Annotated in this window: 8 protein-coding genes; 3 read left to right on the forward strand and 5 right to left on the reverse strand. The window is 42.5% G+C overall.

Annotated features, from left to right (window positions below):
- Positions 1–56: 56 nt before the first annotated feature.
- The 3 genes from QHT84_RS09205 to QHT84_RS09215 are packed head-to-tail and all read left to right on the forward strand — an operon-like array spanning position 57 to position 8,113.
- Positions 57–5,159: a T9SS type B sorting domain-containing protein gene (locus tag QHT84_RS09205; RefSeq protein WP_283239270.1), complete on the forward strand. Its 5,103-nt coding sequence runs from the start codon at positions 57–59 to the stop codon at positions 5,157–5,159.
- 33 nt (positions 5,160–5,192) lie between these two features.
- On the forward strand, positions 5,193–7,193 hold the full coding sequence (locus QHT84_RS09210; RefSeq protein ID WP_283239271.1) for a T9SS type B sorting domain-containing protein: 2,001 nt from the start codon (positions 5,193–5,195) through the stop codon (positions 7,191–7,193).
- A gap of 5 nt (positions 7,194–7,198) precedes the next feature.
- Complete coding sequence (locus tag QHT84_RS09215; protein WP_283239272.1) at positions 7,199–8,113, forward strand: alpha/beta hydrolase; 915 nt, start codon at positions 7,199–7,201, stop codon at positions 8,111–8,113.
- A gap of 296 nt (positions 8,114–8,409) precedes the next feature.
- Here QHT84_RS09215 and QHT84_RS09220 read toward each other — a convergent pair whose 3' ends face one another.
- The 5 genes from QHT84_RS09220 to typA form a co-directional block, all read right to left on the reverse strand.
- A complete protein-coding gene (locus tag QHT84_RS09220; protein WP_283239273.1) occupies positions 8,410–8,871 on the reverse strand; it encodes a lipocalin-like domain-containing protein in 462 nt (153 codons plus the stop codon).
- A gap of 27 nt (positions 8,872–8,898) precedes the next feature.
- Positions 8,899–9,582: a hypothetical protein gene (locus QHT84_RS09225; RefSeq protein WP_283239274.1), complete on the reverse strand. Its 684-nt coding sequence runs from the start codon at positions 9,580–9,582 to the stop codon at positions 8,899–8,901.
- Positions 9,583–9,702: 120 nt separating this feature from the next.
- On the reverse strand, positions 9,703–10,452 hold the full coding sequence (locus tag QHT84_RS09230; RefSeq protein ID WP_283239275.1) for a LytR/AlgR family response regulator transcription factor: 750 nt from the start codon (positions 10,450–10,452) through the stop codon (positions 9,703–9,705).
- Between the two features lie 8 nt (positions 10,453–10,460).
- On the reverse strand, positions 10,461–12,470 hold the full coding sequence (locus QHT84_RS09235) for a tetratricopeptide repeat-containing sensor histidine kinase (RefSeq protein ID WP_283239276.1): 2,010 nt from the start codon (positions 12,468–12,470) through the stop codon (positions 10,461–10,463).
- Positions 12,471–12,801: 331 nt separating this feature from the next.
- Entirely contained in the window at positions 12,802–14,598 is a 1,797-nt protein-coding gene (gene typA / locus QHT84_RS09240; RefSeq protein WP_283239277.1) for a translational GTPase TypA, read from the reverse strand.
- Between the last annotated feature and the right edge of the window lie 29 nt (positions 14,599–14,627).

The following is a 14,627-nucleotide window of genomic DNA, read 5'->3' on the forward strand; positions in this document are numbered from 1 at the left end:
AACATAAATAGACTGGTTCTCTTTATGTTTTCTTTTTTATTTTCTAATTTTAGCGAATGAAAAAGAAGGTATTATTTTTTTTACTATTCGCCGTAATATCAATTACAAATTGTTTCCCACAGTTTAGCAAAACCCATTACATTCCGCCCATTTCAGGGTCAACCAATGTGGCCGCCGAAGAACAATATTTGTACATCTCTTCTCCCAGCATCAATCCTGTTAATTTCAGAATCATTGAACTCGGTGGCTCTACCATTGCCGGTACGGTTTCTCGAGACACGCCTTATATCCATTACGTAGGTTACGGTAACGATACACAGCTTCATGTAGACGCAAGCGTAAGCAACTCGGTATTTTACAACAAAGGATACATCGTGGAAGCCGATGACATGATTTATGTATCCGCCCGAGTCACCGCCGGGACTGGTTTTCAGGCCGGTGAGTTAGTCATGAAAGGAAAAGCCTCTTTGGGAACTCGATTCCGAATTGGGGCCTTAACGAATAGCGCAGTAGCTAACTATTTTGATATTCACACCACATTTATTTCTGTTTTAGCCACCGAAAATAATACAACGGTTAATTTTAGCGACTTTGGCCCCGGCATTCAACCTATTAACAGTCTAAATGGAGACAATCCATTCAGTGTTGTTTTGAATAGTGGTGAGAGTTATGTAATGGCCGTTCAAGGTCCGCTTGATGCTAACCGAGATGGCTTAATCGGGGCACTAGTAACCTCTGACAAACCTATTGCCGTGAATTGCGGCTCTTTCGGAGGAACCAATGCTGTGGGGAATTTGGATTTGGGTTTTGATCAAATCGTTCCGATTGAAAGAATCAGTACCAGCGAATATATCTTTATCAAAAGTACCGGGATTGACTTGGTAGAAACCATAATGTTGGTTGCTGATGTTAATAACACTCAAGTCTTTTTGAGTGGTTCCACAACACCGATTGTAACCCTGAATGCAGGCGACTATGCTGTTTTGAACGGTTCATATTTTGATGCCAATGGAAATTTATATGTCAGAACTTCCGAAAAAGTTTTTGCCTATCAAAGCATAGGAGACAATAGTTCTTCCGATCAAAGAAATCAGGAATTGTTTTTTGTTCCGCCGCTGAGTTGTCAAACACCGCGAATAATCGATAATATTCCCTATATTGACTACGTTGGTTCAAGACAATTTACGGGACGAGTTACACTGGTAACTAAAACCGGTGCTGCGCTCAACTTCACTATCGACGGGACCAATTATCCATTAGCCGGGTTACCGCCAACGATTAATGTAGATGGCCCTACAAACGTGGTTGGCAATCCGAATTATCAAACCTATGTTATTACTGGTCTGACCGGAAATGTATCTGTTTTCTCCACTGCAGAATTGTATTTAGCGGCTTACGGAACTAGTGGAGCAGCCACCTTTGGTGGATTTTATTCCGGTTTTACATTCGAACCCGAAATTTCTTTTACCCAACTCGACACCAATCAGCCCAGCTGTATCCCCAATACCAGTTTATCAGTCAACTCATTAAGTCCGTTTGATACCTTTCAGTGGTTTTTTAATGGCAATCCGATTCCGGGAGCCACGGCCGGCAACTATACTCCTTCGGCTTTGGGTCCGGGTTATTACATGGTTTCGGCAGCCATTTCGAGTTGTACTTTACCCATCAATTCCAATGAAATTCCAGTTAGCTCTTGTCCTATAGATAGTGATAATGACGGGGTTAACAACAATATAGATCTAGATGCGGATAATGACGGTTTAACCAATTGTGATGAATCTTTCGGCAATCTAAATATCAACGTGTCCAATCCGACTTCAGGCGCTTTTGCTGTCGGCAATTATACCAATACATTTACAGGCGCTGTTAGTTTTTCGGGTACGGGTACACCTTCCGCGACGCCAATAACAGGAGATTCGAATGGTAATTTTGTGACGGAAGCTGCTACGGGTAAGCAAAATAGTGTTAGCTACAAAGTCATATTCAACAATCCGGTAAGCATCGATTTAGATTACGCTACTAACGGATCTTTGAGTGACTTGTTTACGTCTGACACCGAAATAAGAGTGAGCTGCCCGGTCAACCAAACCCTAACGATTCTGAATCCGAATAATCAAATTTTAATCGACACCAACTACGACGGTATTTTTGAAAGTGGTGTGAGTCAATTTTCATCCTTTGAAATACGATTCCGATTAGACAGTGGTGTGGCATTGCCTTTCGGGACCGGAACTTTTACAATAAAAGGAAACTTAATTAATAGTCTTACCGTTACCAATATCAATTTAACAGACGTCAACACCAGTAGAGTAGCGTTGCATCTATCCGCTAGTTGTGTACCCAAAGACAGTGACAATGATGGCATTCCGGATCAAAGAGACTATGACAGTGACAACGATACTATACCCGATTTTGCCGAGAACCAAGGCCCTTCTGTTAATGCCTTGTCCAATGTTGATGTGAATCAGGATGGTATTGATGACCTATTTGCGACTGGTATAGTTCCCGCTGACAGCGATGGTGACGGTATTCCGAATTATTTAGATTTGGACAGCGACAATGATGGTATTTTTGACATTATCGAATCGGGAAATCCGGTACACGCCGGTAACACCAATGGTATGACCGTAAATCCTGTGGGAAGTAACGGTTTGGAAAACAATTCCGAAATTACTGCAAACAGTGGTACGCTTAACTTTACACTAGCCGATACTGACAACGATGGCGTATTGAACTACATTGAATCAGACAGCGACGATGATGGCTGTACAGATGTCATAGAAGCAGGGTATGCAGATGCCAATTCAGACGGTATTTTAGACGCGACCGCTTCGCCGAACATCAACAGTAACGGAACCGTAAACAGCAGTAGCGGCTATAGTGTACCCAACGGTCAGTATGCCGTTGCAGCACCCATCAGTATTACAACACAACCCCAAAATGTAACGACTTGTGAATTACAATCGGCTGTTTTTACGGTAGCGGTTAACGCAGCAAACGCCTACCAATGGCAGGTATCCACTGATAATGGTGTGACTTGGAATTTGATAACCAATAATGCTACCTATTCGGGCGCTACCACTACTACGCTAACGGTTTCCAACGTAACGCCTACCATGGCCGGCTACCAATATCGGGTTCGTATTGACCGAATCGGAAACGGCTGCGGTTTAGATTCTGATGTGGCTATTTTAACAACTTATGCCCTACCAACAGTAACAACTCCGATTACCTTGAAACAATGTGATGACGATACCGACGGTATCTCTATCTTCAATTTGACTCAAAAAAATGACGTCATTTCCACCAATTACCTCAATGAAACATTTACCTATTATACCACTTTAGCCGCGGCTAACGCTCAAAACAGCGCTTTATTAATCAACAATCCTATTGCCTATACTTCAGGGAATTCGAGTGTGTATGCCCGAGTGGAAAACAGTAATGGTTGTTATCGTGTGGCGCGTATTGATTTAATCGTTTCGGTGACTCAAATCCCTGCCGGCTTTGTCATTCCAAATCAATATTTGTGTGATGATTACTTAGACAGCGTAAATGATGATCGCGATGGCATCTCCGGCCCTTTCAACTTTACGGCTATTCGAAACAGTCTATTGGCTATTTTGCCGGCCAATACCACTGTAACGTTTTATAAAACACAAGCCGATTTCTTGGCAGAAACAGACGCTTCCGGAAATTCCCTTGCCATACCTGACATTACCAACTACAGAAACATAGGATTCCCTAATAATCAAACCATTTGGGTTCGTGTCGATAGCACTTTGGACAACTCCTGTTATGGTTTTAAAACATTTGACATTGTGGTAGAAGCTTTACCATTTGCCAATCCCATCAATGCCGACAATATTATTCGTCATTGTGATGACAACCACGACGGCGTTTACGGGTTTGACACCTCGGGAATAACATCCGCTGTTGTAAATGGGCAAACGAATGTAAATGTGCGTTATTTCAGAGCTAACGGCACTCCGATTATTCCGTTGCCTAATCCGTTTTATGTCTCCGGAACAGAAACCATTACCGTACGAGTGTCAAACAATACCACGCAAACCGGGGGGCAACCGTGTTATGACGAGATGCAACTTCAATTTATTGTAGATGATTTACCGGAGGCTTTTGCGTTGCCTGCCAATGTAACATCAGTATGTGATGATGAACTGCTTCCTGTAGATCAAGATGGTTTTTATGCATTTGACACAAGTGGTTTTTTAGCGACAATCATAGGAACACAGACCGGTATGAATGTGTATTATTACGATCAGAGCGGAAATCTGATACCTAATTCTGTTCCGAATGAACTGCCCAATCCGTTCCTTACCACAACGCAGAATGTGACAGTAGTAGTGGAGAATCCCATCAATACAAGTTGTACCGCTCAAATGACAATTCCGTTTGTAGTATATCCGACGCCTAAAATTGATACGGAAGAAACCATACTCATTTGTTTACCCGAAACACAAGCTGTAATTGATGCCGGTTTGTTAGACGGAACGCCTGATTCCAATTACACCTACCAATGGTATCAAAATAACATCATTCTGTCCGGACAAACCCAGTATTCCATTACGGTAAACACTCCGGGCACTTATAGTGTCACGGTAACCAATGCTAACAATTGTACCAAAACCCGAAGCTTTACGGTAATTGGTTCAGAAATAGCCAGTATTCAAAACATCGATGTCGTTGATTTAAGCGACATCAATTCGATAGTGGTTAGCGTAACCGGCTCCGGAGATTATGAGTATTCCTTAGACGATGCCTTAGGTCCGTACCAAGAAAGCAACACCTTCAATAATGTACCTATTGGAATGCATGCGGTGTACATTCGCGACAAAAACGGCTGTGGTGTCATCGGCCCTATCACTATACCGGTTTTAGGGATTCCTAAATATTTTACGCCTAATGGAGATGGTTTTCATGATTTTTGGAATATTAAAGGCGCCGGTCAATTTTCAAACGGACGTTCTGTTATTTATATTTTTGACAGATTCGGCAAGCTTTTAAAACAAATCAGTCCCCTAAGTGTCGGATGGGATGGCACTTACAACGGCAGCCCTATGCCGGCAGATGATTATTGGTTTAGTATAGAATTTGAAGACGGTCGCAGTGCCAAAGGACATTTCGCCTTGAAAAGATAATGTGTAATGTTGATTGCTTTTAAAAAATCCGTATTGATTAAAGTCTGTTGTTTGGTTCTTTTCTTACTAAACCAAACCCTATCGGCTCAATTCATTACCACCAATGAGCAATTCACACCATTGGAATTGGTCGAAAATATTCTCATTAATTCGGGCTGTGCTTCGGTGAGCAATGTGTCGGTTTCGGGAGGTAATTTCAGTTCCGGAGAAAACAGCTGGGGCTATTTCAATGCCGGAGGCACCACATTTCCTTTCACCGAAGGTGTCCTTTTGAGTACCGGAAAAATCAGCAATGCGCCCGGACCGAATACCTATGTTTCCGATGATACCGTTAGCGGATGGGGTGGAGATGCCGACTTAAATACCGCTTTAAACATCAACAATTCACTGAACGCCACCGTTCTGGAGTTCGACTTTATTCCGCTGGGAAATCAAATCAGTTTTGACTATATCTTCGCTTCCGAAGAATACCACGGTACGGCTACGTGTCAGTACTCCGACGGCTTTGCCTTTTTGCTCAAAGAAGTCGGGACTTCCACGTATCAGAATCTTGCCTTAATCCCGAATACCAATATTCCGGTCAAAGTAACTTCGGTTCATCCGGCCATACCGGGTGGTTGTCCGGCTCAAAACGAGCAATACTTTGACACCTTCAACGGAGCCAACTCGCCAACCAATTTTAATGGTCAAACCAAAGTTTTGACCGCCAAGGCCAACGTAATTCCGGGACAGCAATACCATATCAAATTGGTGATTGCCGATGAAGGCAATTACCGTTACGATTCGGCTATTTTCTTAAAAGGGAGCAGTTTTTCGGTAGGTGTTGATTTAGGAGAAGACCGAACGTTTGCCAATCAAAATCCGGTGTGTTTTGACGAAGTGCTCACTTTAGACGGTACGGCCGTCGGTGCTCAAAATTACCAGTGGCTCTTTAACGGAAATCCGATGACCGGAGAAAATACCGCCACTTTAACCTTCTCGCCGCCCTACACTGCTACTCAAAACGGAACCTATACCTTAGTTACCGGTTATTCGCCCACTTGTACCACGCATTCGGACATTACTTTAGACTTTTCTCCAATTGTGTCTATTGGCCAAACACAGTATTCATTTTGCGACAGTGATAGCAATCAGGACGGAATCAGCACGGTAGCGACTGCTGATGTTGTACCGACCGTGTTTACAAACTTACCCTCAGGATTTCAAGTCGGTTTGTTTGATAGTCCAACAAGTGTCAATCCGTTACCGGCTACTTTTCAAAACAACACCGCTTATCAGCAAACCTACTACGCTAAAATTCTGAACAATTCCTGCTACGATGCCGTACCGATTACCTTGACCATTTTGACTTTTCCGGATTTGATCCAGGATGAAACCGTACCGCTTTGTCTGAATGTTCCCGTGGTATTGGAAGCACAATCGGGTTATTCCAACTACGTTTGGAGTACCGGAGAAAGCGGTGCGACTATTGTGGCAACCTTGCCCGGCTCTTACACGGTTTCATTTGAAAATGCCTCGGGTTGTTCCCGAACCCAAACCTTCACGGTGATAGGCTCGGAGGCTGCTCAAATAGACGATATTATTATCAATGACTTCGGCTCTCAAAATACGGTTGAAATTGTAGCCTCGGGCATGGGCGATTACGAGTATTCGATTGATGGTATTCAGTATCAAAGCACTCCGGTGTTTACCCAACTCAATGGTTTGCAATACACCGCTTACGTAAGAAACAAAAAAGGATGTGGCATTACCACACAGCCTTTTTTCTTGATTCAAATTCCAAAGTACTTTACCCCGAATGGTGATGGCATTCACGATATGTGGTACATAAAAAATTTAACCTTACGAGGTTTATCTCAAGCGATAATCACTATTTTTGATCGTTACGGAAAAATAATCACCTGCTTTTCGGGTGCTTCGTATGGTTGGGATGGCACCTATAACAACCGACTCCTACCGGCCGATGATTATTGGTTTACCTTAAGTACGGCAAAAGAAGTACTAATACGTGGTCACTTTTCCTTAAAAAGATAATGCCTATGAAAACATTATGGATTGTTTTTTTATTGAGTCTGTGTATGGTGAGTAAGGCTCAGATTTCGCTTCATAGCGGAACGATACAACGATTTGAAAATTTTGAATCCCGCTACATCCCGTCGCGGAACATTGACGTGTGGTTGCCCGATGGTTATTCGGCCGATGAGAAGTATGCCGTTTTGTATATGCATGATGGTCAAATGCTTTTTGATGCTAATACAACCTGGAACAAACAAGCTTGGGAAGTAGACGAAGTCGCTTGGAAATTAAATGCCGATGGTAAAGTAAAAAAATTTATTGTTGTGGGTATTTGGAATATCCAGGAAAAAAGACATCCGGAATATTTTCCTCAAAAACCTTATGAAAATCTCACGGCTGTCCAAAAAGACACTATCACGGCTCAACTTCAAAAAGCAGGAAGGACAAAAGAGATCTTCAAACCTTACTCTGATTTGTATTTGAAGTTTTTGGTAACCGAATTGAAACCCTTCATAGACAAAAGATTTTCCACTGCTACGGACAAAGACAATACTTTTATAGCCGGCTCCAGCATGGGCGGTTTAATTTCGTTGTATGCGATTTGTGAATACCCGGAAGTATTTGGCGGAGCCGCTTGTTTGTCGACGCATTGGCCCGGTATTTTTGCCGTGGAAAACAATCCGATTCCGGACGCTTTCTATGCCTATTTGCGTGAAAAACTACCCAATCCTAAAACCCATCGTATTTATTTTGATTATGGCGATCAAACCTTAGATGCTTTGTACCCGCCGTTACAACAAAAAGCAGATGGCCTGATGCGTGAAAAAGGATTCACCGAAACACAATGGATTACACGGTATTTCCCGGGTAAAAATCATTCCGAAGAAGCGTGGGCAGAGAGATTGCATATTCCGATAGAATTTCTACTCAAAAAGTAAACGCTAGCCCATTTGAAATTAAAAGGAGGAAGCCCTGTGGGCTTCAGGTATTTTTCATTTTTTCTAAACATAATGCTTTAGCCCGGATTCCTTAGGCAGTGGCTTCGCTCGTGTGAAGTGAAATCCTTTTTGGGTTTCTTTTTTATCAGACTTCGATAAGCTCAGTCTGACATGTAGCCGTATTTTGCTTTGATTTGTAAAGAAAACCCAAAAGATTGCAACGGATAGCCGGATAAGCTTCCAAAAAAAAAAAAGCCACCAACTTGCGTTGATGGCCGGTGAATTCTAATTTCCTTTTATTTGGTAAATGTCATTACAGCTTTGTGGTTGCCCTGTTGGCTGGAAAGTACCAATTTGTTGGCAGACAATTCGTCTACCGTCATGGTATCGGTCTTTTTGGTGGTTGGGTTAGTAACCATCAACTGAGAACCGTTGAGCGTATACGTCGCCGAAATGGGCTCGACCATAGGGTTTTTGTAGGTCATGCTGCCGTCTTCGTTAAACGTATAAACCGTTTCGGCAATCATTTGTTTTTTCATGTCTTCGATGACTTTTTCCTTGCCTTTAGGCACTTCCATTCCTAAATCGACATCAGACATTTTCCAGGTTCCGACTATGGAAGCCGTTTCGGCCTCGGCGGCCGGTTCGGCTGCTGTGGTGGTCGTTGTGGTTTCTTCGGTTGCTTTTGCGGTGTCGCTTTTGCAAGCATTAAAGACGAATGCTCCGGCTACAGCCATCATAAAAATTGCTTTTTTCATATTTGATTGAGTTTTAAAAATGAGTGATTAAAAACCTAATACGCTTCGCACCAATTTTTTGCCTTTGCCTTTTTTCGCTTCGGCTTCTTTGGCTTTTTGGGCGTCTTCCGCTTTTTTAGCGTCTTCCGCTTTACGGGCTTCTTCGGCTACTTTTTCCTGCTCTTTCTCTTTTTGACCTTGCTCATAGAAAACGGTGTTGTCTATGGTGAAATACTGATCTTTAATCATCATCACCGGATCGCCGTATTTTTCGTAACCGATTTTATCGCGGTAGTACAGTGAAATGCGGAGTTTGACTTGCTTACAATTGTAGTATTTCCCCATATACTTCAGCTTGGTTACAATTTTTTCATCATCGGTACGAATCATTTCTCCGAAAAAATCGGTTTGCGGATGGACATCACTTTTTAAAGGATAAAAAACATTTTTGTCGTCTAAAAACGCTTTGATGGCATTGGTTCCTTCTTTAATCATGTAGCATTTCTCTTTTCTCTCGCCTGTTTCGTTTAGTAATTCCACAAAAAGGAATACGCGTCCCAAACCGTAATATTCCATAGGCTTGTATTTATCAAAACCGACTTCAATTTTTTTGATGTCTTCGGCTTTGATAACCGTGTTCTCGGAAACTAGTTTGTCGTTTATTTTCAGCTTAATTTGCGCGTGCAGTTGCGTTGCCAAGCCAACGGTAAAAAGCAGTAGTAACTTTCTCATTTTAATCTTATTTAAAGGTTTACCACCCAAAAGTAGCGATTAAAGAAAGGGCTTTTTCGGCAAATGAATATCCGTCACCGTATGGCGAACATTGGTAGAAGTATGTTGAAAATTCGTTTTTTACAATGTGTCTATCAGCGCCAAAAATTCTTCTTTTTTGCGAACGGACAGCGGAATGGTGCTCTTGTTTTTCATCACGATGGTGTTGCCGCCTTCCGATTTGATGAAGTGATCAAAATACAGCATGTTGATAAGATGCGATTGATGCGTGCGGAAAAAGTGAAATGGTTTGAGCAGGGTTTCGTATTCTTTGAGCGTCGTAGATACGATAAGTTTGGGCGCATTGATAAAGTGAAAGGTGGTATAGTTCTTATCGGATTCGCAATGCACTATATCCTGAATGTTGACCGAATAGATTTTCTCGGCTGTTTTGAGGACTAACTTTTGAAGATTCTTAGGACGCTCTAAATTGGAAAACAAGGTGTTGAGTTTGAGTTCGAGTACGTCTTTATTCAAGGCTTCCTCAGCTTTAGTCACCGCTTCGGTGAGCTCGGCCGGATCTAAAGGTTTCAGCAAATAATCGACCGCACTAAAGCGAAAAGCCCGTATGGCAAAGTCTTCGTAGCCGGTGATAAAAATAACTTTAAACGTGATTGGTTTCAATTTTTGCAGCAAATCAAAACCCGTACCGTCGGGCATTTCGACATCGAGAAAAACCAAATCGGGGACAATTTGCTTAATCAGACTCACGCCCGATTCGACACTGTTGGCTTGACCGATAATGGCAATATTGGGACAAGTCGATTTGATAACGTCAATGTTTTTGTGGCGAATGGAATCGATATCGTCTATCACTACGGCGCGTAACATAGGCAGTTTTAGTTTTCGTAAAGATACGGTATCTCAAAAGATACTCTGGCTCCGATGACAACTTTTTCGTCGTTGTACAAGTTCTCGGTACGGACATCAAAATCGCTTTTTTGCGATAGATGCGCCAAGCGCTCTTTGGTAATTTTCATGGCCAGCGATTTTTTGTGAACCTTTTCATGCTCGGAGAAACCGCCTCCGTTATCCGTAATTTCGAAATACAATTTTTGAGATTCCAGTGTAAATTTAATGGTGATTTTGCCTCTTTCGGCTTTGTTTTTCAGTCCGTGTTTGATGGCATTTTCAATGAACGGTTGAGTCAGCATCGGCGGCAACAAAATGGACTCGGCATCGATGGTGTCATCGACCTGAACCGTAAAATCAAACGAATTGTTGTAGAGTAATTGTTGAATAACCAAGTAGTTATCTGTCATGGTTAACTCTTCCTGCAACGTGATGTAATTTTCGCTGGAGTTTTCCAATATTTGGCGCGTGAGTTTGGAAAACTTCGTGAGGTAATTGACGGCTTCCCGGTCTTGTTTATTGTAAATCAAACTCTGAATAGTATCGATAGAATTAAAGATAAAATGCGGATTCATTTGGCTGAGCAGTAACTTTTGTCGGAGTTCGTTTTTCTCGAATTGGGCCAGGGTCTGCTTTTGTTTGGTGTTTTTGCGCCATAGATACACGACGGCAGAGACGATTACCAAAATGGCCAACAAGCCCATGAGCAAACTGTTTTTGAGTGCATCTTTTTTCTGATTTTCGAGTTTAACAGCATTGAGTTTGCGCTCTTGTGCCAAAGTGAGTTGGTTTTGTTTGGTTTCGTATTCGTATTGCAATTGCTTTTTGGTGAGCAAGTTGTTGTTTTCCTCTTTTTTAATACTGTCCTTGATAACACTCAGCTTTTCACTGACAGCAATGGCTTTTTCATACCGTTGGTTTTGTTTGTAAATGGCATACAAATTTTCCAAAGCGACTTTTTGGAATTCGAGATGGTTGATTTGTTGTGCCAACTCCAGTCCGGCCGTGAGTTTGGTTTCGGCTTCAGAAAACCGATGGAGTTTGACCAAGACTCCGCCCATGGCTATGAGTGCATTCGCTTTGTTTTCAGGGGTGTTGTTGTCGTTGTAACTCTTTTGGTATTGTTGGAAAGCGTTTTGCGCATTGTTTTGACATTTTTCCTCGTTGCGACCGAGGTTGAAATAGACTTCGGAAAGCAACTCTTTATCATTTAACTGCGAGGCCAAAGCAAGTGCTTCTTGCAGATAGGTGTCGGTTTGACGGCAACGCCCGAGTTCCTGATGCGATTTGCCGATGCTGACGAATAACAATACTTTTTGAATGTTATCCTGAAAACTCAGGTCGGTTTTATTGTAAAAGGTATAGTAGGCTTTGAGGTAATAATGAAGCGCCTGATGGTAATTTTTTTGTTCGAAATACAAATTGGCAATGTTTTGCAACGCATAGGAAATATAGCCTTGATGGTTGTATTTCTCAAAGATGTGGAGTCCTTCGAAATAGTTGTGAATGGCTTGTTTGGTGTTCCCGATTTTGTTGTACATGATACCCAAACTGATGAGCGAAAAACCGCGAGCCGACAAATATTCGTTGGTAACATAGTATCGGGCGTCGAAATAGTCGAGACTTTTGTGCAGGTTTTTGATGGTGGTAAGATAATCGCTTTGCATGGTTTTATAGGCTTCGTTTACATAGTAAACGCCTAAGGCATCGTAGGCTTTTTCGCGAACCAATTTAGAATGACTTTTGGTATTGATAATGGTAACTGCCAGCTGCTTGAACAGTTGGTTGTACTTTTCCCGTTCGGGGGAAGCGCCGGAGAGATTGATGATGATGTAACTGATGGTTTTGAGTTTGGTGGTATCGTGAACGCGACTGTTGAGTACGGTTTTAAGCGAATCGATGTTGTAGTTTTGAGCGCTGACCTGTTGGTTTCCGACAAAAAGCATGCTGCAAAGCAGCCAGAAAGTGGTAAACAGCGTTTTCGGGGAAAAGGGCATACTACAATTTGTTTTGCGTTCTTACAAATGTATTTATTTTTTTTAACGATTAGCGTGCGATAGCGGTTTACGGAAAGTAATGCTTCGTTAGTGCTCACCATGCCCTAGCCCGGATTAGAGCGGCATCCTTTTTTGCCGTTGGCGTTTTTGGCTTCTAAATACATGCTGACAGATTGAAATCCTCGAAGTGGGGACTTACCCAAAAGCGAGAGTTGAAGGGAGCCAAAAACGCCAACAAAAAAAAGATACAGCGGAAAGCCGGAATAGCTACCAAAAAAAAAAATCCCAAACTCGGTTGCGAATTTGGGATAGTTTATGGGGATAAAATCCATTAGATTTTGAAACGCTTGCGGTCGTTTTCGTTTAGGTAAATTTTACGCAAACGCAAGGATTTTGGCGTTACTTCCACGTACTCGTCTTTTTGGATGTACTCTAAGGCTTCTTCCAAGGTAAACTTGATGGCCGGAACGATTTTGTTTTTCTCGTCGGCACCGGCAGAACGGAAGTTGGTTAACTGTTTCGTTTTGGTGATGTTTACCGTCATATCGTCGCCGCGAGAGTTCTCGCCTACTACTTGACCTTCGTAGATATCTTCGTTCGGATCGACAAAGAACTTGCCTCTTTCCTGTAGTTTATTGATAGAATACGGAATGGCTTTTCCGTTTTCCATAGAAATTAACGAACCGTTGATACGACCGGAAATCTCGCCTTTGTACGGTTCGTACCCGATGAAACGGTGCGCCATAATGGCTTCTCCGGCGGTGGCGGTTAACAATTGATTACGCAACCCGATAATACCGCGTGACGGAATATTGAATTTGATAATCATACGCTCGCCTTTTCCTTCCATAGACAGCATTTCACCTTTACGTACCGAAACAAATTCTACGGCTTTACCGGAAACGTTCTCCGGTAAGTCGATGGTTAATTCTTCGATAGGTTCGCATTTTACGCCGTCGATTTCTTTGATGATTACTTGCGGTTGCCCGATTTGTAATTCGTAGCCTTCACGACGCATGGTTTCGATTAACACGGATAAGTGCAATACCCCGCGACCGAATACCATGAATTTATCGGCCGAATCGGTTTCGGAAACACGAAGGGCCAAGTTTTTCTCTAATTCTTTGGCCAAACGATCTTTGATGTGGCGCGAGGTCACAAACTTTCCTTCCTTACCGAAGAACGGCGAATCGTTGATGGTAAACAACATACTCATGGTTGGTTCGTCGATGGCAATGGTTTGCAACGCTTCCGGATTTTCAAAATCGGCTACAGTGTCGCCAATTTCAAATCCTTCAATACCTACGATGGCACAGATATCACCGGCGGTTACTTCGGCCACTTTTTTACGGCCTAAGCCTTCAAAAGTATGCAATTCTTTGATGCGTGATTTGATGACTTTGCCGTCTCTTTTTACTAAAGAAACCGGCATGCCTTCTTTTAACGTTCCTCTTTCCAAACGACCGATAGCGATACGACCGGTGAATGAGGAAAAGTCTAAAGACGTAATTAACATTTGCGGTGTTCCTTCGGACACTTTAGGTGCCGGAACGTGTGCTACCACCATGTCTAATAAAGGCTCGATGTTAGTGGTGATGTTTTTCCAATCTTCGGAAAACCAGTTATTTTTAGCCGAACCGTACACGGTTGGGAAATCGAGCTGCCATTCTTCGGCACCCAATTCGAACATGAGGTCGAATACTTTTTCGTGTACCTCTTCGGGTGTACAGTTTTCTTTGTCTACTTTATTGATAACCACACAAGGTTTTAGTCCTAAATCGATGGCTTTTTGCAGCACGAAACGCGTTTGCGGCATGGGTCCTTCGAAAGCATCTACCAACAAACAAACTCCGTCGGCCATGTTTAATACCCGTTCTACCTCGCCACCGAAATCGGCGTGACCCGGAGTATCGATAATATTGATTTTAGTGCCTTTGTATACTACAGAAACATTCTTGGAGGTAATGGTAATGCCACGTTCACGCTCTAAGTCGTTGTTGTCGAGGATTAAGTCGCCCGTATTTTCGTTTTCACGAAAAAGTTGGCAATGGTACATGATTTTATCAACCAAAGTAGTCTTACCGTGGTCAACGTGGGCAATAATTGCAATGTTTCTGATAGATTCCATCTGTGCTTTTTTTGAAGGTGCAAAGGTAC

The sequence above is a fragment of the Flavobacterium sedimenticola genome, from assembly GCF_030053345.1.
Classification (GTDB): domain Bacteria; phylum Bacteroidota; class Bacteroidia; order Flavobacteriales; family Flavobacteriaceae; genus Flavobacterium; species Flavobacterium sedimenticola.

Bases quoted from the DNA above. Each gene is read 5' to 3' on its own strand.
- QHT84_RS09205 (WP_283239270.1), top strand. From the start codon at position 57: ATGAAAAAGAAGGTATTATTTTTTTTACTATTCGCCGTAATATCAATT.
- QHT84_RS09215 (WP_283239272.1), top strand. From the start codon at position 7,199: ATGAAAACATTATGGATTGTTTTTTTATTGAGTCTGTGTATGGTGAGT.
- QHT84_RS09220 (WP_283239273.1), bottom strand. From the start codon at position 8,871: ATGAAAAAAGCAATTTTTATGATGGCTGTAGCCGGAGCATTCGTCTTT.
- QHT84_RS09225 (WP_283239274.1), bottom strand. From the start codon at position 9,582: ATGAGAAAGTTACTACTGCTTTTTACCGTTGGCTTGGCAACGCAACTG.
- QHT84_RS09230 (WP_283239275.1), bottom strand. From the start codon at position 10,452: ATGTTACGCGCCGTAGTGATAGACGATATCGATTCCATTCGCCACAAA.
- QHT84_RS09235 (WP_283239276.1), bottom strand. From the start codon at position 12,470: ATGCCCTTTTCCCCGAAAACGCTGTTTACCACTTTCTGGCTGCTTTGC.
- typA (WP_283239277.1), bottom strand. From the start codon at position 14,598: ATGGAATCTATCAGAAACATTGCAATTATTGCCCACGTTGACCACGGT.